The following is a 24,650-nucleotide window of genomic DNA, read 5'->3' on the forward strand; positions in this document are numbered from 1 at the left end:
TCCGCCTAAAAGACTGTTTTTGTGTTCTTTTTTACTTATCCCAGCCTCAGCCTGTTAGAACTCTTCGTTCTGTTTATGTAACGTATCGTTTGTGTATGCCATTTTGGAAGCGCTAAATTCTGCACGTTGTGTAGCCTTTTTCTGCACGTGCAAAGACATTTCGGTGCGATTAAGAAATGATTATGTTTATTCTTGATTAAGCTCTACCTATTCTCTTACCAACATGCTCCACTCGGATTACAACATGACAAAAGGGCAACGGACATGGTGCTGCTGACCAAGTTTTCGCGCTATTTTCTGGAGGTCATCCACCATGGCTCCATCCGCAAGGCGGCCGAACACCTGAACATTGCCGCCTCCGCCGTGGACCGGCAGGTCCTGAATGTGGAGGAAACACTGGGGGTGCGGCTGTTTGACCGGGTCTCTGGCGGGGTGCGGCTGACGGCGGCGGGGGAGGCGGTTTTTCATCAGCTCACCCGCTGGGGCAAGGAGGAAGCAGCCCTGCACCGCCACCTTGCCGAACTCAAAAATGCACGGGGCGGAGAGGTCCGCATTGCCGTGGCCGATGGGCTGGCTGTTAGCTTTATTCCTTCCGTGATCATGCTTTTGCATGATGACAGTCCGGGCCTGCGCTTTAAGGTTACTGTGGCCACGGCGGCAACGGCGGCCATTCTGCTCCGCGCGGGGGACTGTGATCTGGGGGTGACATTTGACCCCCCGTCATTTGCAGGTCTGAGTGTGGAGGCCGAGGCCCTGTCCCGCCTTGGCGTGCTGGTCCCGCGCAACCACCCGCTGGCACAAATGCAGGATGTGCGGGTAACGGACTGCACGGGCTACCCTATTGTCGCCCCGGACTCCTCCACCACGTTGTGGCGGCTGGTCAAGGAGTTGCTGGAGGAAACAGACATGCCCTACGATATTGTGTTTAATTCCAACAATATTGCGCTTGTTTGCGATATGGTGAAAAAAAATCTGGGCATTGCAATCATGCGTGATCTTGATGCATTTGGGCACTACAACGACAATGAAGCCCTGTTTATTGAACTGAACGAAACCAAGCTTGCAACGCAAAAGCTCTCGCTCATCATTCCCAAAACACGTGTCCTGTCACCAAGCGCACATTTTATTATTGAAAAATTCAAAAAGATTTTTCAAGGTTTTGACACAAACCCCCAGCAGTTTCTGGGCAAACCCAGACTGATGGACGACAGGCTTAAACCCGGCTGAGCACCACCCGCTCTGCCGCGGCAGGCATGGGCACACCACCCCGCCTGCATACCTTTGAAAAAACCACACTAATACCCACGCAAATCCTGAAAAGGCGCAGGACCGGATGGCCCGGCCCCAACAACACCCCCCGTGCGCTGGAGCGCCATATCCATAAAATACTGGGCCTGCACCCCAAGGGGCAGCCCCCTCCGCCACATAACCAGCAGGTCAGCCGTTGGCAGATCCTCCTGCACGGGGCGGCATTCTATTTTTTCGCCCTCCAAGGACCACGGGCGGTAAATAAGCTGGGGTAGCAGGGCAATACCGTGGCCTGCGGCAACCAGACTACGCACGGCCTCAATGGAACTGGAGCGAAAATACGTATCGGGGCGGAAGGCGAATCGTTCCCACACGGCACTCATGCGCTCCTCAAGCACATCCGCCGTGAGGGCAATATACGGCTCGGAGCAGAGCTGGCGCAGGCTGACCTGCTTTTCCGCAGCCAGCGGGTGGCCATGGGCCAGCCACGCATAATGCGGCGAAACCCCCATAACCCGCGCACCACACGCACTGGGCACCGCATCGCCCAGGCGCAGCATAATCGCCAGATCAAGCTCGCCACCGATTAACATATGGTCCAGATATTCGGCCCGGTCCTCCACCAGTGTAACCTTGACCCGTGGAAAGGCCCGGCGGAAGCGGGTTAGCAGGTCTGGCAGCACATAACCGGCCACAACCGGAGTAACCCCCAGCACCAGCGTGCCGCCCAGTGCTTCCTCCCCTTCGTCCTGCATACGCTGGGCATCGGCCACATCGTCCAGAATACGCTGCACGCGCAGGTGGAACTGCTGCCCGCGCCGGGTTAGCGTAACCCCACGCGCGTGGCGGTCAAACAGCCGGAACCCCATCTCGGCCTCCAGATCACGCAGGGCTTCGGTAACGGTGGACTGCGAGACAAGCAGAACCATGGCCGCGCCAGAAATGGACCCCACCTCCGCAACGGAGGAAAAATACCGTAGCTGGCGGAATGTCAGAGCCATGTGCGCGCCCTCCCCCCCTACTCGCGCGAGACGGAGGCTGCGAGTTTTTGCCCCAGAATAATTGGCAGAAGCGTGACCACCACCACCACAAACACCACCACATTGACCTCGGGCATATGCTGGCCAAGGCGGATTGCCCCAAATATCCATAAAGGCAAAGTGGTCTGCGTGCCTGCGGTAAAGGTGGAGACAATCACCTCATCAAAGGACAGGGCAAAGGCCAGCAGCATGCCAGAGGCAATGGACCCACCCAGCAACGGCAGGGTAACGCTGACAAACCCGCGCAGGGGTGTAGCCCCCATATCCTGCGCCGCTTCCGACAAAGACGGCGGCAGACGCCGCAACCGGGCCATAACGTTGCTAAAGATGATGACCGTGCAAAAAGTGGTATGCGCAATAACCAGCGTGACCAGCGTAAAGGGGATGTCACACGCGGTAAAAAAACTGTTCATGGCAATGCCGGTCAACACACCGGGCAGCGCAATGGGCAGGGTCAGAAAAAACGAGCCAACCTGCACTGCGCGCGAGGACAGGCCATTCAGACCCACAGCCGCAAGTGTGCCCAGCACGGTGGCCAGCGCCGTTGCCAGCACCGCCACCTCGAACGAGATAAAGAGCGCATTGCGCACCTCCTCATCCGCCCATGTGGCCGCAAACCATTTGAGCGAGACCCCACGGATGGGCCAAACCTGCACGGCCGAGGCATCAAAGGCAAAAACCATAACAAGCAGAAGCGGCAAAAGCAGAAAAGCCAGCACCGCAAGGGCCGCCCCCCACAGGGCAAACAGGCGCACAGATAGGGTCATGCTCCGTCAAACGCTCCAAACCTGCGGGCCACCAGCATGTAAGCGCCGATCACCACCAGAAGCACCATGGAAAATGCCGCAGCAAACGGCACATTCCCCGAAACACCAACGTTGGAATACACCACGTTGCCAATAAACTCGGACCCGGCCCCACCCACCAGCATGGGGGTCACATATTCCCCCAGTGTTACGGCAAATGTGAACACCGACCCCGCCGCCATGCCGGGAATGGCCAGCGGAAAAATAACGGTCCGAAAAGTCTGCCACGGTGTGGCCCCCATATCGCCCGCCGCATCCAGCAAGGACGCGGGAATACGCTCAAGGGCTGCCACCAGCGGCATAAGCATGAATGGCAGCCACAGGTAGGTAAACACCAGCCACAACGCCACGTTGGTAAATGCAAAGGATTGCTCGGGCAGGCCCGCTGCGCGCAAAAACCAGTTCAGCACCCCGTCATGCCCAAGGATCAGCCGCCATGCGTAAATGCGCGCCAGCATGCTGGACCAGAGCGGCAGGGCCACCAGCACCAGCAGGGTCAGCTTGAGGCGTGGCCCCACCTTGCGCGCAATCACATAGGCCAGTGGCCATGCGAGAATAATATCCGTAACCGTTACCAGTGCGGCAATCCCGATCGTGCGCTGCGCCACAATCCGGTAGGTTGCGTCCGATACAAGCTGGCGAAAATTATCCAGTGTCCAGTCATGGATCACCTCGCCGGACATGGAATCCACCTGCCAGAAGGCCGAAAGCAGCAGGATGAACAGGCTGCCCAGATAAAAGAGCGTCAGCCACCCAAACGGTGGCAGAAGCAGAGCCACATGCCCCAGAAACTTCCGCCCGCCCGCCATCACTGTTTGACCTGTTGCCATGCGCGCTGCCATGCGCCGTAATCCAGACAGGTGTTCTGCCCATTGCCGCACGCCTTCATGGGGGTTTTCCAGAACTTGATTGTCGCAAAATACGCGGATGACGCATTGGCGTGGTACTGTTTGCACGAACCGGGCTGCATGGCGTCCATTTCCGCACAGGCTTTGGTATTACCCGGTGTTTCCCCAAACGAGAGTGCCTGCTGGGCCTGCACCTTTGGGGTCATCACATGGTTGATCCACAGATACGCGCAGTTGGGGTGTTCGGCATGGGCGCTGATCATCCAGCTATCGGCCCAGCCTGTAGCGCCTTCCGTGGGAATTGTGTCCTGCACAGGCACACCTGCTGCACGCAATGTGTTGGCCTGATACGGCCATGCCGAACCAACCTGTGCATCACCACTTTTGAAAAGGTCTACTTCGTCCGAGGCGAGTGCCCAGTATTTTTTGACCAGCGCGCGCTGCTCCTTGAGCAAAGCCACCACGGCATCCATTTGGGGCTGCGTCAGTTCGTACGGGTCTGTAATGCCGAGTTCGGGTTTGACGTGGGCAAGGTAGAGGGCGGCATCGGCAATCTGGATCGGGTTATCGGGCACGGTAATGGCGCCCGCATGGGCCTTGTCATAAATAACGGCCCAACTGGTGGGAGCAACGGGGAACGCCTTGGTGTTCCACATCAGAATATTCGGCCCCCACTCGTAGGACACGCCATAATGCACACCTTTGACGGTGTTAAAGGATGGCTCCTTAAGCTCGGGCATAAGGTCGTCATAAGCAGGGATCAGGCTCATGTTCACCGGCTGGACGTTATGGCCAAAAATCAGCCGCAACGCGGCATCGCCGGAGGCGGAGACCACATCAAACCCCTTGCCGCCGCCCATGCGCGTTAACGCCACCATTTCGTCCGAGGAGCCAACATATTTGCGGTGGACCTTGCAGCCCGTCTGCTGTTCAAACGGTTTGACCCACGCATCGTCCGCGTAGCCTTCCCACGCCACGACGTTCAGGTCGCCTTCGCCCTTGCCAATAGCGCCGGGCAGGTCGGCGGCATGCGCCTGCGCCACCAGCGCCGTGCAGCAGGAAGCCATAAGCAGTGCAGTTGTAAAACCCTTCATGTCCTTATCCTTCCTTGATGACGCCTTGAATTTTTACCACCCCCCTTAACGCGGCAGGGGGTAGGCCACATCCTTTGCCCATACGGCCACAATGGCCATGCCTTCCTGCAAGGTGCGCGCCGCGCGGGATGGCACCATGGCCGTAACACAGGCCCCGGTTTCCATCCGCTGGACCTGACAGCGGGTAACGGGGCCAAGATAGGCAATTTCCTCAATCACACCGGGCAGAATGTCCTCGTCCGGGGTGGGGGTGTAACCGTGCGGTTCCATACGCACATCCTCCGGGCGGACCAGAATGGCGCTGCCGTGGTCTCCCTCCAGAATACTGGACGACCCAATAAAGCGGGCCACAAAGCGGCTGGCCGGGCGTTCGTACAGTTCCTGCGGCGTGCCCACCTGCTCGATCACCCCTTCGGCAAACACCGCAATCCGGTCGCTCATGCTCAGGGCTTCCTCCTGATCATGGGTGACGTAAACAAACGTAATACCCGTCTGTTTTTGAATACGCTTGAGTTCGACCTGCATCTCGCGCCGGAGTTTCAGGTCCAGTGCGCCCAAGGGTTCATCAAGCAAAATCAGTTTGGGTTTGTTCACCAATGCGCGCGCCAGCGCCACACGCTGGCGCTGCCCCCCCGACAACTGCGAGGGCCTGCGGTCGGCCACGGCATCCAAATGCACCATGTCCAGCGCCTGTTGTGCGCGCTCTGTGCGTTCGGCAGCACTTACGCCCCGGATTTTCATGCCGTAGGCCACGTTATCGCGCAGGCTCATATGCGGGAACAACGCGTAATCCTGAAACATGGTGTTCACATCACGCCTGTATGGTGGCAGGCGCGTAACATCCTGCCCCAAAAGCGTGACCTGCCCTGCATCTGGTAGTTCAAACCCACCGATCAGGCGCAGCGTTGTGGTTTTGCCTGAACCCGACGGGCCGAGCATGGTAAAGAACTCGCCCGAACCAATCTCCAGATCAATGCCTTTCAGAACAGGCTTGCCGTGACCATAGGATTTTGTCAGACCACTCAGCCTGACTGCCGCAGCACCCTTAGTCGAGTTGTCCGTCATTGGCCTGTCAGCTCCAGTTTACCATGACATGGCGGGGAATTGTGTAGTCTTCCAGACAGCCAAGGCTCATGTCGCTCCCGTAGCCGGAATGGCGGAAGCCTGCATGGGGCATTTCGTTCACCAGCATAAAGTGCGTGTTCACCCACGTACACCCATAACGCAGCCGCGCAGCAGCCGACATGCCCCGCCCGATGTCGCGCGTCCAAACAGAAGAGGCCAGACCGTAAATGGATGCATTCACATCCCTGATCACCTCTTCCATATCCGTGCACCGTGTGACCGAGACCACGGGGCCAAACACCTCGCGCTCCACAATTTCATCCCCCGGTCTGGCACCGGCAATAACTGTGGGTTCGTAAAAAAATCCGTTCCCCTCAACCATTTTGCCACCTGTTGTAACTTCCACATGGGGCAGTTCGGCAGCGCGCTCCACAAAGGCCGCAACGCGGGAACGCTGGCGGGCGGACACAAGTGGGGGAATCTCGTTCAGGGCGTCATCCGCGTGTCCATAACGGATGGAGGCCACGGCGGTTGTCAGTTCAGCGACCAGACGGTCATAAATCCGTGCATCGGCATAAACACGGCATGCCGCCGTGCAGTCCTGCCCGGCATTGTAGTAGCCAAAGGTCCGCAGGCCCTGCACAACGGCCTCCAGATCGGCATCATCATACACCAGCACTGGCGCTTTGCCGCCCAGTTCCAGATGTGTGCGTTTGACCGCTTTTGCCGCTGCCGTAATAACCTTGCGCCCTGTAGCAATATCCCCGGTCAGGGAGATCATGCCAATATCGGGGTGGTCCAGCAGTTGCTGGCCTACGCTGCCACCACGGCCGGTAATAACGTTAAGCACACCTGCGGGCAGGCACGCATTCATTAACTGGCCCAGCAGCAGCAGGCTGAGTGGGGTGTTTTCCGAGGGTTTGATAACGCAGCAATTCCCCGCGGCCAGTGCGGGCGCCAGCTTCCATGCCCCCATAAGCAGGGGGTAGTTCCACGGAACAATCGCACCAACCACCCCCACAGGAGCACGGCGCAGCATGGAGGTGTGACCGGCCATATACTCGCCCGCCACCGGCCCCTGCACGTTGCGCGCGGCACCGGCAAAAAAACGAAAGCCATCCACAATGGCCGGGATCTCATCACTCAGCACCAGATGGCGGGGTTTGCCGGTGTTCAGCGCCTCGACTGTGGCAAGCTCTTCGGCATGGGTTTCGATCGCATCTGCAATTTTGAGCAGACACAAAGCGCGTTCAGCGGGGGAGAGTGCGGCCCATGCGGGAAAAGCCGCAACGGCGGATGCAACGGCGGCATCCACCTGCTCGGCCGATGCTTCCGCAATGCTCAAAATGACTTCGCCCGTGACGGGGGCAAAAACGGTTTCCGCAGCCCCGGCGCCATCAACAAAACGGCCGCCGACCAGCATTTTCGTGAACATATTTTTTTACTCCCGTTACCCGACATGGCCGGGCCTTACCATTCCGGGCAACCGTGGCATACGTTACGATACCAAACCAATAGATAATGGCAACATTTAATATCGGAAAATACGATACTCTATTACGTGTTTGATATTGAAGTGTTTTTTATAAAAAATCCGCCATAAAATAATTGTGTTCCAAGAAAATCCTATATCTTGGGGGCAAATCTATCCCCTTCCAGCACATGGGGTGGGGCCTTTTGCCCTCCCGGCTTTTATGGTCGTGATTTCTCTTTGACGCCAGCGCACAAAAGGCCGGGCACCGGGCATGTGCGGGTGCGTCCTGCGGGGTTTACCAAAGGAGGGATGGCCACAGGTCAGGCCCGTGCATGCAACACGGTATCTGTGTTGCGGGTGGCCCCTGCCAGAAAGACGATCAGCAAGCGTCTTTATTTTACTGCATCTGCAAAAATATGAATTGAACGCGCAACTTTTACCCTGCTGAGGGTGTAACCATAATGGACGCCCCCTGCACGGCCAGCCCGCGCTCTGCGGCAACCCGGCGCAGGAGGGTGGCAACCTCTGGCACATCACAAGCAATTTTGCGGCCTGTTCGCGCATCCACAAAGGTAATGGCCAGCGCCAGCTTGCGCTCGGCAGCCACATGGTAATGCCACAACCGCTCGGACGAGACATCCCGCCGCAAAATACCATGCCCCACCAGCAGGTTCAGGTTGCGCTGGATAGACCCCTGCGAGGGCGCGTGCCCACCGGTCATGGCACCTAGAGTTTGCCAGATTGCCACCGCCGTGGCCCCCGGCCCTGCCTCCAGAAGACCATGCAGCAGCACCCGGCGCAGGTCGGTCATTTTGATCCCCGCCTCCTCGCAGCGGGTCTCCAACTGGCGGACCTGCCGACTGCTGGCCCCCATGCCGGGGCGGATCTGGTGCAGGGCGGGCGGGGAGCGGCGGTGTTCAAACAAAACAGGCATGGTCATGACCCTGTCACGATCAGAGGGAACACAAACGGAAACATCAGTTCCCGGCGGCATGGATGTAAAATTCAACTGGCACGGTCAGGGTAATTGGGTCCCCCTGCACGCCCTCAGGTGGTGCAGGCAGGGGTTGTGCGCGTCTGGGCAGGTCCACCGCCTCCTGATCCAGCAGGGGGTGGCCCGAACTACTGGCCAGTGTCACGCTCAGAACATGCCCCTTGCGGTCCATGGAGAAGGTCACACTGGGCACCCCTTCCTGCCGCTCCGCCATGGCATCGGACGGGTAGCGCTTGAATTTTTCAAGCTGCGCCAGCAACGCCCCCTGCCACGAAACCGGGTCGCGCGAGGCTTTGGAGGATGCAGCCCCCGGAGCCGGAGCCGCCTGCGCCAGAGCCGGTGGCGCGTCTGACGATGGCGGGGCGGTGGTCTCCTCCGCTGGTGGGGTTTTGTCCGGTGTGGGCTTGGCCTGCATGGGGGCCGGTTTGTGCTTTTTGACCTGCCTGCGCGGTTTTTCCGGCTTGGGCACGGGCACTGGCGGGTTGGGTGCGGGGGATGGCGGAGCGGTTACCTTGGGAGGCTCGACCGGGGTGGGGTCGGGAATGGACTGTGTCTGCTGCGGCCCCGGCGGCAGGTCGGTCGGGGGCGTGGGGGTGGAAACAGGTTCGGGGGCCATATCTATGGCAATGGCTGTGGGTGGGGGTTCGGGCACTGCCATAACGGGGGGTGGCAGATGCATGACCCACCCGACAACACCTCCGCTCACCCCCAGCACGGCAAGGAGCGACAGGCCCCAGCGCAGGGCGTCCTCCCGCCGGGCGTGGCGCTGGCGCGCACGCTGCCATGCCGCAAAGGAAAGAGGCAGGACCAGTGCCTGCCCATCCGCCGCCTGCCCGGTATCTGCCGTGCTGCTCATGGCGTGGTTCCGGGGGCTTGTGGGCTGGCCGGCCATGGGGCGGCAGAACCTGCGAGGGCGGAAGGCACGGGCGCTGTGCCTGCCTCGCTCCCTTCCTCCTGCCCTTGCAGGTTAACCAGTGCCACCTTGAGGTACCCGGCCGTGCGCAGCTTATCCATAACCCCCATGAGCGTGCCGTAATCCACCGTTTTGTCCGCACGCAAAAAAATGCGTTCCTCCTTGTTGCCCTTGGTGGCGGCTGCCAGCGCACCGGGCAGGACAGCGGTGCTGATATCCTCCTCCCCCAGAGCCAGACCGTGATCGGCCTTCACCGTCAGGAACACCGGATCATCCGGGCGCGGCGTCGGCTTTTCGGTCGAGGAGGGCAGGTCCACCGGTACATTGACCGTGGTCAGCGGGGCGGTAACCATAAAAATCACCAGCAGCACCAACATAACGTCAATAAACGGTGTGACGTTAATCTCGCTCGCCTCATGCGGGTTTTCATCTGTATGGCGGATACGGAGCACAGCCACTTACTCCCCAGTGGCCAAGCGGGGGTCACGCGCGGCGCCAAGGCGCACCACCTGCCCGCTGGCGATCTGGGCCTGCATACGCCCCAGATCGCGCGAGACAAGGCGCATGACCAGCGCGCTCAGGTCCGCCACCTGCGCACGGCACGATGCGGTCTGGCGGGCAAGATGGTTGTAAATCACGACCGCCGGAATGGCCGCGACCAGCCCGAGGGCTGTGGCCAGCAGGGCCTCGGCAATGCCGGGGGCCACCACGGCAAGGCTGGTGGCCTTGCTGGCCGCAATACCGGTAAAGGAGGTCATAATCCCCCAGACCGTGCCAAACAGCCCGACAAAGGGGGAAGTCGCGCCAATGGTGGCCAGCAGGCCGGTGCCACGCATGAGCCTGCGTCCTTCAGCGGCTTCCAGCCGTTCAAGGTGCAGCACAATGCGCTCCTTCTGGCCCTCGCTATCTTCGGGAATGTCGGCCGAGCGGCGGCGTTCGGTCTGTGCGGCCACAACCAGCGTGTGGGCAATGCTGCTGGCGCGCGTGCCCTCCTCCCCCAGATCGAGCGTTCCGGCCAGCTCCAGCGCCTGCTCCGCACGACCCAGCCCAGCGCGCACCCGCAGCAGTTCAACCGACTTGGCGATCAGGATAGTCCATGTCAGCACGGACGCCACTACAAGCACACTCATGACACAACGGACAACAAGCCCCGCGTTAAGGAACATCTCCCACGGGGAAAAGGCGACAGGGGCAAGATCGGTCATGAAAGACCTCCTCTCAAAGGCGGTCTGCTCCACGCCCGGATCAGGCAGACGGCTGTGACAATAAAAGGAATGGGCAGGCGCTCCCACGGCAGAACCAGCAAAGCGGACAGCAGGCCAAACGGGGCACACAGGCCCAGTGCGACCGGCCCCACCCACTGGGGTCTGTACAGGTCAGCCACCATGAAAGCCCGCCTTACCTGCACATGCGAGTAGGTCGCAACTTGCAAAATGACACATGACCACAACAGCCCCCTCCGTGCAGAGCGCGGCTTGCCCTGCGGGTTCTAACAGCACCGCGCATGCATGCGCCGTTAAGCGCACACTCCATTCTTGTTATTAAGACGAACGGGAGAGGCTTTTTCGGTAAAAAAAATTACAAAAGATGCTCACATCTATGTGCTCACCCCCCAGCACCCGGAGGCTGATGCCTTGCGGAAAAAGGGCTTGCTGGCAACACCATCATCCGTGCCAGCGGGGCCAGTAACGCGGGACACCAGCCCAGAACAAGGGCCACAGCACACGCCGCCAGAGACACCAGCCCAACCCACAGCAGAAAGCCAAATCCGCCGCCTTCGGTATATGTTGTCACACACAGCACCGCACCCACCAACAGCCCCGCCACAGCACGGGTCTGCCCCACCCGCTCTGGCGGCAGGTCCGCAGCCCCCGTGGCGCGGCGGTGTGCAAACTGGGTCAGGGCCAGCAAGGCAAAAGCCAGAAACAGCACCACAGCAAAAGCAGAATAGAGCAGAACAGCCATTAACCCGCCCCTTCCACCCGCTGGCTGGCGCCGCTATGCGCCCCCACCCTGCGGGCAAGGCGCAGGGTGGCCAGCAAGGCAAGCCCCGCCCCCACCAGCAACACCATATCCATACCCGCAACGGGCCAAAGGTAACGATGGGTGAGTGTACGGAGCGGGTGGTCCCCCGTTGTAACCCAGTTCAGCAGCACGGCACCTGCGGCAAACACCGCAATGGCCGCACTCTGGCCAAGCCACACATGGCGGGGCCAGACCCAGCCGTGCACAAATGTTGCAAGCCAGACGGTGTAAAAAACCCATACTTCCAGTGCCGCACGCCCCTGCCCCAACCAATGCACATTGGCGGGCAGAAGCCGGTTGCTTACAAAAAATGCAAGTGTTGCCAAAATAATTCCTGTAACGGAACCAGATGTCAGCCCTTCCACCAATCGGAAGCCAAACGTATTGCCCTGCTTTTTGCGCCGTGACTCCTGCCAGAACAAAAATCCGGTTGCGATCATTGCGCAGCTTCCCAGACCGAGCACAAAATACATCCAGCGCAAAACCCAATGATGGAACTGAATAAGATGCAGCCCGCTCAAAAACCGCTGGGCCTGCATAACAGGGCTTAACGGTGGAGAGCGGGAGAGCAAGGCGCCCGTGGCCCCACTAAAGGCCACCACATCCCGGTCCATCACAACATGCCCCTCATTCACCCGAAAAAAGGCAAGGCGGCTGGAGGCTTTTCCCGGGTTTGCCACAAGTACGGTCTGGGGAACATCTCCCCCCCACATGGCCCGCGCACGTGTAGCAGCCTCATCCAGCGAGACAACAGGAGCCGCCGTTCTGTCTGGTTTGACCGCAAGGAATGAGAGGTTATTGGCATCAAAAAAATAAGCGCGGGGGTTGGCATAAACCGCATGAACACCTGCGGGAAAATAGGTTGCCCCCAAAATGACCAACCCCGAAAACGTGAGAAAAACATGAAAAGGAAGACCAAGAACACCACACAGATTGTGCAGATCCAGCAGGACACGCCTTGATTTTTTATGGGGCCGAAACGTAAAGAACTCCGCAAATATTTTGCGGTGGATAATAACCCCGCTCACGCACAGGACCAGCATGGCCATAGCGGCCAGGCCAACCACCCATTCCCCCATATCCCTCAGTTCGATCTGAAGCGTATAATGGAATGGAAAAATAAACCCGGTCCCGCCTAATGTACCGGAATCTGGCAGCATGCGGCCCGATTTTGGATCAACATCGTGGCTGACAAAGGTTTTTCCCGTTTTGTAGCGCAGTTGCAGCTCGGGCTGGCGGTCATTGGGTAAAATAATATTCCAAAAAGCCGCTTTGGCTGCAATGGCTTCATCAAGAGATGGCCGGAAGGCTTCAAGGCTGAGGGTCTGGGGGGAAGGTGGCAAACGGGTTGCTGGCTTCATCCAGCGGTCAATCTCGTTATCAAAAACCGAGAGTGTACCCATCCAGAAAACCGCAAACAGCACGCTGCCCAGCACAACCCCTGCCCATGTATGCAGCCACTCCATGGACCGGCGGAAACCCTGCTCCATATCAGCCCCCATGCCTTACAAAAAGAGGCAGCCCATACCCGCACAGAATCAGCAGACAAAACACAACGACCGGCTGCCCTGCTGCGCGGGCCGCAAAAGCCCATACAATAAGGCAAAGATACACAATAAAGGTCAGCATGATTCCCAGAGTCACACTCTCCGCCCGTGGCATGCCCATGCCCACAAGCAGAACACTCAACACTGTAAAAAAGGCGGATGAGGCAAAATACCCCATCACGACCGCCAGCATGACCCTGCCTGTTGTTTTCAGCCCTGAATGCCGCATCAAAAATCAGCCGTCACCGCAAAACGGAATGTTCTGGGAGCACTCAGGGACAGATAGTTATAACCGCTGGAATTCCAGTAACGGGCATTGGTAACGTTATCCACATTCAGCAAGAATGTGATTTTTCCGTCTTTGGAAGCCGGATTATCCATAGCATAGCGCACGCCCATATCCAGCCTGACCCAGCCGGGAATGCTCCTGCGGTTTTTCAGGCTGTTTTCAATATATTCAGACGCGGTGTACATAATATCGGATGTAACAGACAGGCCTTTAACAAATGGCAGGTCGTAGTCCAGCCCCATGTTAAAGTTAACCGGCGCGGTATTGGGGGCGCGTTGGCCGTCATATGTTCCGCCCTGCGTTTTGGTCAGGGTTGGGTCAAGCAGCATAACCCCGCCCGTTGCGCGCAGGCCATGCACGACCTCCCCGGCAATATTCAGCTCAAGCCCACGGTTACGCTGGTTGCCATTGGTGGACATGATATTGGTTTTTACATCATACACCGTGCTGGGCTGAGAAATTTGGAAAACATCCAACGATAAAATAAATCTTTTCAGGTCAGCTTTTACACCCACTTCATACTGGGTGGATTTGTAGGGTGCAAAAATTTCCCCCGCATTGGCATAGCTCGTGCCGACCGTTGTGCCCTGCTGTAGGCCCTGAATCCAGTTGCCATAAATGGAAACATTTTTGAGCGGTTTGAACACAGCCAGCACCGAGGGGCTAATGGCCGTTCTGTCGTATGTGGCGGTCTGGGCACCTGTGGCTGCGGTAAAGCTGGAGCTTTGAACACGCTGGACCCGCAAACCCGCCGTAACCTGAATACGCTTGTCCAGCGCGGAAATCGTATCCACAAAAGCCAGACTGGATAATGTTGACGTGCCCGTTTTGGGCGAACTACGGGGTACGGAAACCGCCTTATTTAACAAGAACCGGTCCGGGCCACTATACAGGTTTATGGCATATGCGGGAATGCCGGTATTGGCGCCAAATATGCGCCCCATGGTCATGTCCAGCCGGTTGGCCGAAAAAGCGAGTTCCTGCGTAACCGGGCCGCTATCCACCTTCCCACGCACACCAACTTCTGCCGTTAGGTAACGGCCATTCTGCGCAATACCAACAGGCGTGGCCCCCGCACCATTCCCCAGAGCATCCTTAATAACAACCTGCTGGGAGTAAGCGCCCCTGTAGGTATAGTTATGCACACCAACGCTACCATATGCCGTAAAATTACGGAAAAGATCGACCTCCCCACGGAAGTCGCCAAAAATATCATTCCCGTTAAAGTAGCTCCACGGCAGGTCCAGATTCCGCTTTGAACGCGCAGCACTGGGGACCGGAACACCCGTTGCCAGCGAGACATAGGGGGTTACGCCATCTATGTCTCGCTGCTGGTATCCAAAATCGGTTGAAAGCCGCACATGGTCAAGGCGCAGGTCAACTGCTGTCGCAATCAGGGCTGTTTTCATATCGTTATAGGGGATTGCGGTCGAACCGGAGCGGATCATGCCGTTCAGCCGCACACCAAGCTGTTTTTCCGAACCAAAACGTCGGCCCAGATCCGCATGGCCACCAAACTGGGAATTGGACGTGTAATCCGCCTCCAGTTTGGTCATGGGCTTGTCATGCGCGCGTTTAGGCACCACATTGACCACCCCCCCAATGCCTCCACCGGGGGACATGCCATTCAGCAATGCCGCAGGGCCACGGAGCACTTCCACCCGCTCCGCCAGTTCGGATGTGACACCGCTAAAAGGCATCATGCCATACATGCCACCGTATGACATATCCACGTTATCAAGGCTGAAGCCGCGGATCTGTATGCGCTCCACACCCGCAGTTCCGGTTGAAAAAATAGACCTGACCGAGGGGTCATCCTTCAGGGCGTCACGCACACTTCTGATCTGGCGTTTTTCAATAAATTCGGCTGTATAGCTTGTTGCATTAAACGGCGTATCCATCACATCGCGGTTGCCAAGCATACCAAGCTGTCCACCGCGTGCGATCTCCCCCCCCGGCAAAACCGGCGGCAGGTTGCCAATCATGGCCGTGGACGGAACAGGGGTCTGGTAGGTGCCGCCCACCCGCACCGGGCCAAGCATAATGGCTGATGAGGACTTGATAATTGAAATATGGCTGCCAGAACGCGTAAACGTGTAACCGCTCCCGGCCAGTATGCGCGCAAAAGCTTCATCAGCACTCATGGTGCCAGAGAGCGCATTGGCATGCAGCCCCTTGACCTTGTCCATATCATAAAACACCTGCAACCCGGCCGTGCGGCTTAACGCAAGAAGGGAGGTGTTCAGATCACCCGCAGGAATATTGAGCGAAAGCATGGGCTGCACTGTCGTGGTTACGGCTGTCTGGCTCTGGGCCTGTCCGCGCTCCCCCAGCACCAGAACCCCTGCACACACCAATGCCGTGCCAGACATCAAGCGACAAAAAGCCGTTCTGTAGTTCGTACCACGCCTTGCCTGCTGGCGTGCCTTTTGAAAACCCATCCTCTTCCCACTCCACGAGGCGCTCCCGGCATAACCGAGAATGAATTGCATTTGCGTTGTGGAGTAAGACGTTCAAGCCAGCAAGAATCAGTAAGGATTTTCCCATCTTTTCAAATATTTTTTAATTTGTTCTTTATTTTCAATGTATTGCTGCACAAGCCCGGATTGCGGGTAAAGCCTGCAACGTACCCGCCAACACGTGCGGATCAATAAATAACCGTAACAAGGTGACCAATGGAAACCGATTTTACACGTAATTCCTGACTGATCGTTGCCAAAGCCCGCTCCACATCCGAGCAGGTGAACACCCCACTCACCCGCCGGTCCGCCAGCGTGCGGTTAGCCAGCACAATGCGCCCATGGCGGTAGCGGTTCAGCCGCCCGATCACACTGGATAACGGTTCATTATCAAACACAATCTGCCCATTGCGCCATGCTGTCAGCACCGCAACAGGCGCATTCTGCGGCACAGTCAGACCATCCTGGCCGTAATGAACCTTCTGCCCTTCCCGGACAATAATAGACTGAGGCAGCCCACCATGCCCCGTAGCGGCCACGCGCACGCTATGTTCGGTCACAGTGGTATCCACATTCGCCCCATCACGCGTTACCATAAACTGGGTGCCCAGCGCGGTTGATGCGCCCCCTGCCGCCTCCACCACAAAGGGTCTGCTCTCACGCCCCAGCACAGGTGCGACGGTAAAGTATGCCTCTCCATCCAGAAGCACGACCCGGCGTTCGCGCGCTGTATAACGGATGGTCAGAGCGGCATAACTGTTCAAAACAGCGGAGGAGCCATCTTCAAACCGAACGGTTCGTATTTCGCCGGTTTCTGTTGTATAGTCTGCCCACCAGCGGGCAGGTTCGATCCAGCCGGAGCCAAACCCCACCCCCAACACAAACAACCCGGCCATACAGCCCGTAGCGGCATGCGTTATAACCCGCCGCCGCCGGGCCTGCTTTTCCCGCCCACCAAGGTCCAGATCTCCCCACAGGCGGGATGCCCGTTGGAACGCCATGTTATGCTGGGGGGATAAAGCCCGCCATGCGGCAAAAGCCTGCCGTTCCGCAGGTGTTGGCGCACCACCACCAAGGCGGATGACCCACTCTGCGGCTTCGGCTTCAAGATCATCCTGTGAGTTGTTGCGCATGTCAGTCACACCGCCTGACCAACATTTGCAACCGGGCGTGCATCAGCCTTATGCCCCAGCCTGCAAAGAAGCATTATATTGACCAAAGGCTTAACCCGGCAGACGCAACAGAAGGTGCCGCAACGCTGCGGCCAGATGCTTCTGCACCGTACTTTCAGACACAGCCAACCGGGTGGCCACTGTGCGGTAATTCAGACCACTCACACGGTTAAGCACAAAAATACGGCGGGTGAGTGGGGGCAATTCGTCCAGCAGAACAGCAATCTGGCGGATGCGCTGCCTGGCGGCCACAACCTCCTCCACGCAGGGGCGGTCATCCATAACAGCGGTCAGATCTTCCAGCGGCTGACCCACAATGCCCCGCCTGCGCACGGCACGCACATGGTCGATCACAAGATTACGCACTGTGCTGTACAGAAAGGCCCTACAGGATTCCGCGGGCAAGGCATCTCCACGTTCCATAAACCGGATGAATGTTTCTTGCACAAAATCCGCCGCCAGATCGCGGTCATTCAACTGCCTGCCAACATAGTCAGCCAGTTCACGCCGATGGCTCAAAAACAGCCTGTTAATTTGTGCCTTATCCACCCTGCGTGGCCACCTGATTTTTATGCTCTGGCGCATATACCACAACTAATAATTACTCGCAAATACGGCAAAGCCCCTCTGTGCTCGCAAACCATTCCACCCGATGGCTGGAGGCTGAACAAGGGTAGGTCTTCTGCCTCCAGCCGTCCCGTTACCCTATGGGAACAGTGGTCCATGAACGATATTGATGTATTGATGAAATCAAATCATTTCTGCTCACAGGTTCGTTCAGGCATAAAGCTGCCATGGTGATGACCGCAACCGCCTAAAAAACTCAGAGGTCAAAACTGGAGAGGCTTTGCATCCCCAGTGTTCGCATTCTGGTTTGCGGTGGCAAAAGGGACGCAGGACAACAATGATTCAGGATTCGGCATTCAGCATCCATCGGCTTCGTTTCGATGAAAACTATCATCCTTCCGACAGAACCCGCCTTACGACCAATTTTGCCAATCTGGCGAGGGGGGAAAGCCGTCAGGAAAACCTGCGCAACGTCCTGCGCATGATCGATAATCGGTTTAATGATCTGGCACATTGGGATAATGCCAACAAAGATCGCTACACTCTTGAACTTGAAATCGTTTCTGTTGAAATGGATCTCGCCTTTGCGGGCAAAAGGGGCAGCTTTCCTCTGATCGAAGTCCTCTACACAACACTTGTTGATAAAAACACAAACAAACGGATAGAGGGACTCGCCGGGAACAGTTTTTCCTCTTACGTGCGGGATTACGACTTCAGCGTGTTGTTACCGGCTTACAATAAGGAGAAAACCGAATTCAGTGTTCCCCATAATTATGGAGACCTGCATGGAAACCTCTTCAAGAGCGTTATGAACTCGACAGCTTACAAACAGAACTTCAAAAAACTGCCTGTCATCTGCCTCAGTGTCTCAACCAATCGCACCTACCATCGGGCGGAAAATCAGCATCCTGTTCTCGGTGTTGAATATGAGCAGCATGAGTTTTCTCTGACGGACCAGTATTTCAAAAAAATGGGGATGCAGGTTCGTTATTTCATGCCACCCAACAGTGTGGCACCATTGGCCTTTTATTTTTTTGGCGATCTGCTGTCTGACTATTCACCCCTTGAACTGATCAGCACCATCAGCGTGATGGAATCTTTTCAGAAGATTTATCGCCCCGAAATTTACAATGCCAATTCTGCTGCGGCTGACTGTTATCAACCAAGCCTGAAGTATCAGGACTATTCCAATACCCGCATTGTCTACGACCGCGAGGAACGTACACAGCTCGCCATCTCGCAGGGGCACTATACGGACGAGCATTTTATCAGGCCGTATCACCACATTCTTGAAAAATGGTCTGCCGGTTACACCGCTTGAGCGATCAGAAACACAAGGTCATCTCTCATGAAAACACTATTCCCCACGTCAACGGCTGGTAGCCTGCCCAAACCCTCGTGGCTTGCCCAGCCTGAAACACTCTGGTCTCCCTGGAAATTGCAGGGGGAAGAACTGGTCGAGGGCAAACAGGATGCCCTTCGCCTGACACTGGACGATCAGGACCGCGCTGGCATTGATATCGTCAGCGATGGCGAGCAGACGCGCCAGCATTTTGTTACGACCTTTATCGAGCATCTCAGTGGCGTCGACTTCGAGAACCGTCAGACGGTTAAAATTCGCAACCGCTACGATGCAAGCGTGCCGTCCGTTGTGGGCACCGTAGCGCGCGAAAAACCGGTTTTTGTCGAAGACGCTAGATTTTTACGCACATTGACGAAAAAACCCATCAAATGGGCGCTCCCCGGCCCCATGACGATGATCGACACGCTCCATGATGGCCATTACAAAAGCCGCGAAAAACTCGCATGGGATTTTGCAAAAATTCTCAATCAGGAAGCTAAGGAACTGGAAGAAGCTGGTGTTGACATCATCCAGTTTGATGAACCCGCCTTCAATGTGTTCTTTGATGAGGTCAATGACTGGGGCATTGCCACGCTGGAACGGGCCATTGAAGGGCTGAAATGCGAAACCGCAGTGCATATCTGTTATGGTTACGGCATTAAAGCCAATATCGACTGGAAAAACACTCTTGGGGAAGAGTGGCGTCAGTATGAAGAGATCTTTCCCAAACTTCAGAAATCCAATATCGATCTGATTTCACTGGAGTGCCAGAACGCCCGCGTTCCAATGGATCTGATCGAACTTATTCGTGGGAAAAAGGTCATGGTTGGCGCCATTGACGTGGCCACAAAAACCATTGAGACACCAGAGAAAGTTGCAGAGACTTTGCGAAAAGCACTTCAGTTTGTGGATGCGGACAAGCTTTATCCCTGCACCAATTGCGGCATGGCGCCGTTACCGCGCAATGTCGCGCGTGGCAAGCTGCATGCTCTGGGTGCGGGTGCGGCAATTGTTCGAAAAGAACTCTCGGCCTGACAGGCAGGTCGGCGGCTTTCCGGCGGAAGGGCATGGCGCAGGTCATGCCCTCCACTCAGCCCATAGTGAAAGGGGACGTGCATGTTGTTGGCGACCATGGGCTGCATCTGCATGCAGGATTGGTCCTTCACAATAGAAGTTTATAAAAATAAACTGAAATGATATGTTTTGGTGACTCTATGAATTTCATGCATTTATCGGGCAGAACATGGGCATTCTGGAACGCAGTCATCTGACAATCATTCGGGAAGTTGCACGGGAAGGTTCCTTAACGGCTGCCGGAGTGCGCCTGAACCTGACCCAACCCGCACTCAGCCATTCCATCCGCAAGATTGAACAGCAGCTTGGCGTCCGAATATGGCGGCGGGAGGGGCGGTCCCTTGTTCTGACTCAGGCTGGTGAATGGCTGTTGTCCCTGGCGAACCGTCTGCTTCCGCAGTTTGAACTGGCGGAAAGCCGTATTGAACAATTTGCAAATGGCGGGCGCGGTACATTACGCATCGGAATGGAGTGCCATCCCTGTTATCAGTGGCTTCTGAAAGTTGTCTCGCCCTATCTGGAGAGATGGCCAAAGGTCGATGTGGACGTGCGCCAGAAATTCCAGTTCGGCGGGATTGGCGCGCTGTTCAGTAATGAAATCGATATTCTGGTAACCCCTGATCCACTATACAAACCCGGTCTCCAATTCACACCGGTATTTGACTATGAACTGGTGCTGGCTGTGGGGCCGGAACACCCTTTACGGAAAGCCAGATTTGTCTTGCCAGAACAACTGGCAGACGAAACATTGATTACCTACCCTGTTCCGTCTGAACGGCTTGATATTTACACGCAGTTTCTACAACCCCCAGGGATTGGACCACGCCAGCAGAAGCAGATTGAAACGACAGACATCATGCTGGTCATGGTGGCCCATGGCAGGGGCGTTGCGGCACTTCCCCGCTGGCTTGTGGAAGAATATGCCACACGCTTTGAACTTTATCCCGTAAAACTTGGCAAAAAAGGCATTGCGAAACAGATATTCCTCGGCCACCGGGAAACCGATGACGATATTAAATACCTTGAAGATTTTATAATTTTTGCTTCAGAAACAGGAAAGTAAACGACTTGGACAGGTATACCCCGTTGCCAGTCAAAGCCGCTCCTTTCCTGATCAAAAGAGCCATTATGACACTTCCAGATAAAGCCGTTTTCCGCAAAGCAAAGGTATAAGCCTAAATATCCAGAACCAGCAGTGGTGATTTTGAACGTGAGCAACAGATTGCCATCTGATTGCATGCCTCACGTTCGGTGGCACTGAGCACAACATCCTTATGATCCGGCACGCCTTCAAGAACGCGGGTAAGGCATGCGCCACACATACCCTGCTCGCACGACAGTTCAACAGGAATGCCATTTTCCATCAGAACATGGGCAATCGTATCTTCAGCCCCAATCGTGAAGCATTGACCAGACGATGCAAGTTGCACAACGAACTCGCCCTTGGGCTGGTCGTTCAAACCGCTTGCAGGAGACGCATGGAAGCGCTCGCTGTACAACTGTGTCGGTGACCACCCTGCTTCAGCCATACGTTTTTCCAAAAGCATGAGAAAACCATCTGGCCCGCAGGCAATAATTGCTGTCTCGGGATCAGGTCGCAGGAGACACTCCGGCACAGCCTTTCGAAAACTGCCACCTTCATCACTAAGATAAAGCGTTGTCACATTTTTCAAATGGCCTGAACTGACTTCATCAAAAAAGGCAACCGATGATCGGCATCCCTCATAATGGCACCATTCAACATGGCTTCCAGCATAGACAAGGCTGCGCGCCATTGTGATGATCGGCGTAATGCCTATCCCTGCGGAAAAAAGAAGATAGCGCCGGGCCTTGGGAATTGCGAACAGGTTGCGTGGCTCCGAGACCGTTACCTTCGCACGTACTCGCAGGTCAGTATGCAGGGATAGAGATCCCCCTCGCGAACTCGCATCCTTGCGCACACAAATCCGATACACATGCCGGTCCGTGGGGGAACCGCAGAGCGAATATTGCCTTATTTTTCCCGCAGGTGTCCGAATATCAATATGTGCTCCTGGCGCAAAAGGGGGCAGATCATTGCCCTTTGGGCAAATCAGCTCGATGTCGAGATTGTTGTCACCATTGATACGAATGGCCGAGACGATCAGTTCCATGGCGGGTATCAGGCAACAAAAAACTGGCTAAGACCCATCTCACGTAAGCCTTTGCGATAAGTGATCGAGCTTCTATCAGCCGGGATATGTGCTTCCAAACGCGGATCAAGCGGCAGGTTTTCCGGCTTTTGTTGTTCGACCATTGTTGCGTCTTCTTCAAAAACCTTGCGATTGAAGTCATAGACCTCCTGCACAGGACGATCCGTATCGAAGTTCCGGGCGATTGGGACAAACAGACGCGTTTTGCGCGCAGAAACAGGCGAGGCCGCATTGAGGATGGAAAGCCGCCCCCCTTCGGGAAAATGAACGGTCAAATGGGCGGTAAAAGGCAGGTGTGCACGGAAATGCCTCAACCATAGAAAATCCTTGGGTGTCTCAGCCTGTTTGCTATGCGGGTAATTCCCAACGGTGCTGTAATATTCGGCTTCAAAGCCAACCGCGGTCGGCCGGGTCTCATACGACGGCACAAAGGCGTTGTCTGGGTCTGCAAAGGTTTCTGTGTGAATGAAAGCAAAATGCGCGACATCAAGAAACCCTTCAACCTGCCGACCGGCAAAGCCCGCAATATCAAAGGCCGGGCAGTTGATCTGCTGGAATCCCGCATCGTCCCAATGCGGCATGAAGGGAACATCGGTCATCGCTCCATCCTCGCCCGGACGCAGGCACGTCCAGACAAGCCCGTAACGCAGCACAACGGGATAGGATTTCAGGTGCAGCTTGCCCGGAATACCGTTGTCAGGATGTGCGGACACCTTGATGCACTTCCCCCCCTTTCCGAACTGAAGCCCGTGATAGGGGCAGCGCACACCCTTGCAATCACGGTTCGAGCCAAGCGTCAGCGGAACACCGCGATGCGTGCACAGTTCGTTCGCCACGACAATTTCATTATCGACCTTATAAACGACCAGCCGTTCATCCAGCAGGGTCGCACCAACAACGCCTTCCTTATCCACATCCCGAATGAGGGCCACAGCGTACCATTGCCGAGCAAGAATATGCCAGTCGTCCGGGTCAAAAGTGCAGTTTTTTGGCAGATCAAGCGAAGGGGCGGAAGCTGTAAGGGTTGTCATGTGCCGGGTCATCCTATGCAGAAGCTACTGAGCGACTGGAAGCATGCGGACGGATCGTGTAAACTTCAAACATCATTTTTTTGATTTGTCATTGAGAAAAAGAGAACGCTTAAAGTGCAGCCTTTCTCCCGAATGCTGATCTATTTTGTCGAAGTTGCCCGGCAGGGGTCCGTCCGCAAAGCATCAGAGCATCTGAATGTCTCGGCATCCGCAATCGACCGCCAGATTCTGGCAGCGGAAGAAGAGATGGGCGTTCCACTGTTCAACCGCCTGCCCAGCGGCATGCGCCTGACCTCGGCAGGCGAGTTCCTCGTTCGCGGTGCGCTCGACTGGCGAAAGGATTTTGCAAGGATACGCGAACAGATTGACGATCTGGACGGTTTGCGGCGCGGATTAGTACGCATGGCCGTAATCGAGGCCTTGGCGCACGGCTTTTTACCGCGTGTTATTTCAACAATGCGCGCGCACTACCCCGGCATCGCGCTCGAAATCTGCGTCCTTCCTAACGACAGCATTGCGCAGAGCGTTGCTCATGGTGAGTTCGATCTTGGGTTGCTTTTGAACCCCCAATCCTCCCGGGACATCACCGTACGCGCGTTTCGCGAAATTCCACTTGGCGTGGTCCTGCCGCGTGGACATAAATTGCAGTCCGCAAAAACCCTGCGGTTCAATCAGCTTTCGGGGGAAAATGTCATACGCCCGATTGACCCGCTTGAGATTGCCGAACAGTTCCGCATGCTCGAAGTCTCAACCGGCCTGAAAATCAATTCTGCTCTGTCATCGAACAATATCGCCATAATCCGCTCTCTGGTTGCTCAGGGAAACGGTGTTTCTGTTCTCAGCCAACTGGATGTTGTTGAGGCGAGCAATGACGGTCGGTTAAGTTTCGTACCGCTGTCAGACCCCGGCCTGCGTCCCACAACTCTCGCGCTCTGCCATGCCCGGCAAGGGCTGATGTCCAGCGCTACGGCACTATGTTTACGCGTTATTGATGAACAGGAGTCTTGGACGGCGTAACGATGCGTTTGGCAGGGCTGGCGCTGGTGCGGCAACGGCCAAGACCAGCGGAAGGCGTGGTATTCCTGATGGTGAACGCCTCGTCGTCAGATTGCACAATTTCCACTGAACAATGAGGCTTGGGACAGCCATCACTCTATCACGATGCAGACTATTTTAAGCCCAACCTACGTCCCAGTACTTTTCCGATTATTTCCTATGTGCATCCTGCGGAGTGATTCAGACAACAAAAAACCCGCCTGATTGGGCGGGTTTACCGTGTGATATCAGTCACTTATTGCATGGTTGCGGGGGCAGGATTTGAACCTGCGGCCTTCAGGTTATGAGCCTGACGAGCTACCGGGCTGCTCCACCCCGCGGTGGTGATGAGTGTTGATTTTGCAATTGAGGTTTTTGGTTGGGTAGTCTGGAAGATCTGGCGGCGACCGACTTTCCCGCGGCTTAAGCCGCAGTATCATAGGCGCTGGGGGTTTT

At 56.4% G+C, this 24,650-nt stretch carries 24 protein-coding genes and 1 tRNA gene; 5 read left to right on the forward strand and 20 right to left on the reverse strand.

Annotated elements, in window-relative coordinates:
- Positions 1-264: 264 nt before the first annotated feature.
- Complete coding sequence (locus AABE20_RS13170; protein ID WP_338333498.1) at positions 265-1,227, forward strand: LysR family transcriptional regulator; 963 nt, start codon at positions 265-267, stop codon at positions 1,225-1,227.
- Positions 1,228-1,295: 68 nt separating this feature from the next.
- On the opposite strand, the gene AABE20_RS13175 is transcribed toward AABE20_RS13170, so the two are convergent.
- The 17 genes from AABE20_RS13175 to AABE20_RS13255 all read right to left on the reverse strand — a co-directional run bounded on the left by AABE20_RS13175 (position 1,296) and on the right by AABE20_RS13255 (position 17,523).
- Entirely contained in the window at positions 1,296-2,249 is a 954-nt protein-coding gene (locus AABE20_RS13175; RefSeq protein ID WP_338333499.1) for a LysR family transcriptional regulator, read from the reverse strand.
- A 17-nt stretch (positions 2,250-2,266) separates the two neighbouring features.
- Entirely contained in the window at positions 2,267-3,055 is a 789-nt protein-coding gene (locus tag AABE20_RS13180) for an ABC transporter permease (protein ID WP_338333500.1), read from the reverse strand.
- On the reverse strand, positions 3,052-3,936 hold the full coding sequence (locus tag AABE20_RS13185) for an ABC transporter permease (RefSeq protein WP_338333501.1): 885 nt from the start codon (positions 3,934-3,936) through the stop codon (positions 3,052-3,054). The genes AABE20_RS13180 and AABE20_RS13185 overlap by 4 nt, the downstream gene beginning before the upstream one ends.
- On the reverse strand, positions 3,903-5,036 hold the full coding sequence (locus tag AABE20_RS13190) for an ABC transporter substrate-binding protein (RefSeq protein ID WP_338333502.1): 1,134 nt from the start codon (positions 5,034-5,036) through the stop codon (positions 3,903-3,905). Before AABE20_RS13190 ends, AABE20_RS13185 begins: the two co-directional genes overlap by 34 nt.
- Positions 5,037-5,081: 45 nt before the next feature.
- Positions 5,082-6,101 carry an ABC transporter ATP-binding protein gene (locus tag AABE20_RS13195; protein ID WP_338333503.1) on the reverse strand — a complete coding sequence of 340 codons (1,020 nt, stop codon included), beginning with the start codon at positions 6,099-6,101 and terminating at the stop codon, positions 5,082-5,084.
- A gap of 7 nt (positions 6,102-6,108) precedes the next feature.
- On the reverse strand, positions 6,109-7,536 hold the full coding sequence (locus AABE20_RS13200; protein WP_338333504.1) for a gamma-aminobutyraldehyde dehydrogenase: 1,428 nt from the start codon (positions 7,534-7,536) through the stop codon (positions 6,109-6,111).
- 475 nt (positions 7,537-8,011) lie between these two features.
- Positions 8,012-8,515: a Fur family transcriptional regulator gene (locus AABE20_RS13205; RefSeq protein ID WP_408740973.1), complete on the reverse strand. Its 504-nt coding sequence runs from the start codon at positions 8,513-8,515 to the stop codon at positions 8,012-8,014.
- A gap of 37 nt (positions 8,516-8,552) precedes the next feature.
- Positions 8,553-9,425: an energy transducer TonB family protein gene (locus AABE20_RS13210; protein ID WP_338333505.1), complete on the reverse strand. Its 873-nt coding sequence runs from the start codon at positions 9,423-9,425 to the stop codon at positions 8,553-8,555.
- Entirely contained in the window at positions 9,422-9,934 is a 513-nt protein-coding gene (gene exbD / locus AABE20_RS13215; protein WP_338333526.1) for a TonB system transport protein ExbD, read from the reverse strand. The genes AABE20_RS13210 and exbD overlap by 4 nt, the downstream gene beginning before the upstream one ends.
- A 6-nt stretch (positions 9,935-9,940) precedes the next feature.
- The gene (exbB, locus tag AABE20_RS13220; RefSeq protein ID WP_338333506.1) at positions 9,941-10,687 is read right to left on the reverse strand and encodes a tonB-system energizer ExbB; all 747 of its coding nucleotides are present in this window, start codon (positions 10,685-10,687) and stop codon (positions 9,941-9,943) included.
- Complete coding sequence (locus AABE20_RS13225; protein ID WP_338333507.1) at positions 10,684-10,869, reverse strand: hypothetical protein; 186 nt, start codon at positions 10,867-10,869, stop codon at positions 10,684-10,686. Before AABE20_RS13225 ends, exbB begins: the two co-directional genes overlap by 4 nt.
- A gap of 218 nt (positions 10,870-11,087) precedes the next feature.
- Positions 11,088-11,447, reverse strand: a complete 360-nt coding sequence (locus AABE20_RS13230) for a DUF3325 family protein (RefSeq protein ID WP_338333508.1) — start codon at positions 11,445-11,447, stop codon at positions 11,088-11,090.
- Positions 11,447-12,997, reverse strand: a complete 1,551-nt coding sequence (locus AABE20_RS13235) for a PepSY-associated TM helix domain-containing protein (protein WP_338333509.1) — start codon at positions 12,995-12,997, stop codon at positions 11,447-11,449. Before AABE20_RS13235 ends, AABE20_RS13230 begins: the two co-directional genes overlap by 1 nt.
- A 1-nt stretch (position 12,998) precedes the next feature.
- Entirely contained in the window at positions 12,999-13,247 is a 249-nt protein-coding gene (locus AABE20_RS13240; protein ID WP_338333510.1) for a hypothetical protein, read from the reverse strand.
- Between the two features lie 35 nt (positions 13,248-13,282).
- The gene (locus AABE20_RS13245) at positions 13,283-15,715 is read right to left on the reverse strand and encodes a TonB-dependent siderophore receptor (protein ID WP_338333511.1); all 2,433 of its coding nucleotides are present in this window, start codon (positions 15,713-15,715) and stop codon (positions 13,283-13,285) included.
- 275 nt (positions 15,716-15,990) lie between these two features.
- A complete protein-coding gene (locus tag AABE20_RS13250) occupies positions 15,991-16,935 on the reverse strand; it encodes a FecR family protein (protein ID WP_338333512.1) in 945 nt (314 codons plus the stop codon).
- A gap of 90 nt (positions 16,936-17,025) precedes the next feature.
- On the reverse strand, positions 17,026-17,523 hold the full coding sequence (locus AABE20_RS13255; RefSeq protein WP_338333513.1) for an RNA polymerase sigma factor: 498 nt from the start codon (positions 17,521-17,523) through the stop codon (positions 17,026-17,028).
- A 355-nt stretch (positions 17,524-17,878) separates the two neighbouring features.
- Here AABE20_RS13255 and AABE20_RS13260 point away from each other — a divergent pair, with 355 nt between their 5' ends.
- The 3 genes from AABE20_RS13260 to AABE20_RS13270 all read left to right on the forward strand — a co-directional run bounded on the left by AABE20_RS13260 (position 17,879) and on the right by AABE20_RS13270 (position 21,020).
- Positions 17,879-18,862 carry a DUF1852 domain-containing protein gene (locus AABE20_RS13260; protein ID WP_338333514.1) on the forward strand — a complete coding sequence of 328 codons (984 nt, stop codon included), beginning with the start codon at positions 17,879-17,881 and terminating at the stop codon, positions 18,860-18,862.
- A gap of 27 nt (positions 18,863-18,889) precedes the next feature.
- Positions 18,890-19,918, forward strand: coding sequence for a methionine synthase (locus tag AABE20_RS13265; protein WP_338333515.1), 1,029 nt, complete (start codon positions 18,890-18,892; stop codon positions 19,916-19,918).
- A 208-nt stretch (positions 19,919-20,126) separates the two neighbouring features.
- Positions 20,127-21,020 carry a LysR family transcriptional regulator gene (locus AABE20_RS13270; protein ID WP_338333516.1) on the forward strand — a complete coding sequence of 298 codons (894 nt, stop codon included), beginning with the start codon at positions 20,127-20,129 and terminating at the stop codon, positions 21,018-21,020.
- Positions 21,021-21,132: 112 nt separating this feature from the next.
- On the opposite strand, the gene AABE20_RS13275 is transcribed toward AABE20_RS13270, so the two are convergent.
- Both AABE20_RS13275 and AABE20_RS13280 read right to left on the reverse strand, forming a co-directional pair.
- Positions 21,133-22,089, reverse strand: coding sequence for a PDR/VanB family oxidoreductase (locus AABE20_RS13275; RefSeq protein ID WP_338333517.1), 957 nt, complete (start codon positions 22,087-22,089; stop codon positions 21,133-21,135).
- An 8-nt stretch (positions 22,090-22,097) separates the two neighbouring features.
- Positions 22,098-23,159 (reverse strand): Rieske 2Fe-2S domain-containing protein, encoded by a 1,062-nt coding sequence (locus AABE20_RS13280; RefSeq protein WP_338333518.1) that lies wholly within the window; start codon positions 23,157-23,159, stop codon positions 22,098-22,100.
- 132 nt (positions 23,160-23,291) lie between these two features.
- Between AABE20_RS13280 and AABE20_RS13285 the strand changes: the two genes are divergently transcribed.
- Positions 23,292-24,176 carry a LysR family transcriptional regulator gene (locus AABE20_RS13285; RefSeq protein ID WP_338333519.1) on the forward strand — a complete coding sequence of 295 codons (885 nt, stop codon included), beginning with the start codon at positions 23,292-23,294 and terminating at the stop codon, positions 24,174-24,176.
- A gap of 282 nt (positions 24,177-24,458) precedes the next feature.
- On the opposite strand, the gene AABE20_RS13290 is transcribed toward AABE20_RS13285, so the two are convergent.
- Positions 24,459-24,535, reverse strand: a tRNA-Met gene (locus AABE20_RS13290).
- Positions 24,536-24,650: the final 115 nt, after the last annotated feature.

The organism is Acetobacter zythi, assembly GCF_963921165.1.
Classification (GTDB): domain Bacteria; phylum Pseudomonadota; class Alphaproteobacteria; order Acetobacterales; family Acetobacteraceae; genus Acetobacter.

Excerpts from the sequence above, each read along its gene's own strand:
- AABE20_RS13170 (WP_338333498.1), top strand. The coding sequence starts at position 265 with ATGGTGCTGCTGACCAAGTTTTCGCGCTATTTTCTGGAGGTCATCCAC.
- AABE20_RS13175 (WP_338333499.1), bottom strand. The coding sequence starts at position 2,249 with ATGGCTCTGACATTCCGCCAGCTACGGTATTTTTCCTCCGTTGCGGAG.
- AABE20_RS13180 (WP_338333500.1), bottom strand. The coding sequence starts at position 3,055 with ATGACCCTATCTGTGCGCCTGTTTGCCCTGTGGGGGGCGGCCCTTGCG.
- AABE20_RS13185 (WP_338333501.1), bottom strand. The coding sequence starts at position 3,936 with ATGGCAGCGCGCATGGCAACAGGTCAAACAGTGATGGCGGGCGGGCGG.
- AABE20_RS13190 (WP_338333502.1), bottom strand. The coding sequence starts at position 5,036 with ATGAAGGGTTTTACAACTGCACTGCTTATGGCTTCCTGCTGCACGGCG.
- AABE20_RS13195 (WP_338333503.1), bottom strand. The coding sequence starts at position 6,101 with ATGACGGACAACTCGACTAAGGGTGCTGCGGCAGTCAGGCTGAGTGGT.
- AABE20_RS13200 (WP_338333504.1), bottom strand. The coding sequence starts at position 7,536 with ATGTTCACGAAAATGCTGGTCGGCGGCCGTTTTGTTGATGGCGCCGGG.
- AABE20_RS13205 (WP_408740973.1), bottom strand. The coding sequence starts at position 8,515 with ATGACCATGCCTGTTTTGTTTGAACACCGCCGCTCCCCGCCCGCCCTG.
- AABE20_RS13210 (WP_338333505.1), bottom strand. The coding sequence starts at position 9,425 with ATGAGCAGCACGGCAGATACCGGGCAGGCGGCGGATGGGCAGGCACTG.
- exbB (WP_338333506.1), bottom strand. The coding sequence starts at position 10,687 with ATGACCGATCTTGCCCCTGTCGCCTTTTCCCCGTGGGAGATGTTCCTT.
- AABE20_RS13225 (WP_338333507.1), bottom strand. The coding sequence starts at position 10,869 with ATGGTGGCTGACCTGTACAGACCCCAGTGGGTGGGGCCGGTCGCACTG.
- AABE20_RS13230 (WP_338333508.1), bottom strand. The coding sequence starts at position 11,447 with ATGGCTGTTCTGCTCTATTCTGCTTTTGCTGTGGTGCTGTTTCTGGCT.
- AABE20_RS13235 (WP_338333509.1), bottom strand. The coding sequence starts at position 12,997 with ATGGAGCAGGGTTTCCGCCGGTCCATGGAGTGGCTGCATACATGGGCA.
- AABE20_RS13240 (WP_338333510.1), bottom strand. The coding sequence starts at position 13,247 with ATGCTGGCGGTCGTGATGGGGTATTTTGCCTCATCCGCCTTTTTTACA.
- AABE20_RS13245 (WP_338333511.1), bottom strand. The coding sequence starts at position 15,715 with ATGTCTGGCACGGCATTGGTGTGTGCAGGGGTTCTGGTGCTGGGGGAG.
- AABE20_RS13250 (WP_338333512.1), bottom strand. The coding sequence starts at position 16,935 with ATGCGCAACAACTCACAGGATGATCTTGAAGCCGAAGCCGCAGAGTGG.
- AABE20_RS13260 (WP_338333514.1), top strand. The coding sequence starts at position 17,879 with ATGATTCAGGATTCGGCATTCAGCATCCATCGGCTTCGTTTCGATGAA.
- AABE20_RS13265 (WP_338333515.1), top strand. The coding sequence starts at position 18,890 with ATGAAAACACTATTCCCCACGTCAACGGCTGGTAGCCTGCCCAAACCC.
- AABE20_RS13270 (WP_338333516.1), top strand. The coding sequence starts at position 20,127 with ATGGGCATTCTGGAACGCAGTCATCTGACAATCATTCGGGAAGTTGCA.
- AABE20_RS13275 (WP_338333517.1), bottom strand. The coding sequence starts at position 22,089 with ATGGAACTGATCGTCTCGGCCATTCGTATCAATGGTGACAACAATCTC.
- AABE20_RS13280 (WP_338333518.1), bottom strand. The coding sequence starts at position 23,159 with ATGACAACCCTTACAGCTTCCGCCCCTTCGCTTGATCTGCCAAAAAAC.
- AABE20_RS13285 (WP_338333519.1), top strand. The coding sequence starts at position 23,292 with ATGCTGATCTATTTTGTCGAAGTTGCCCGGCAGGGGTCCGTCCGCAAA.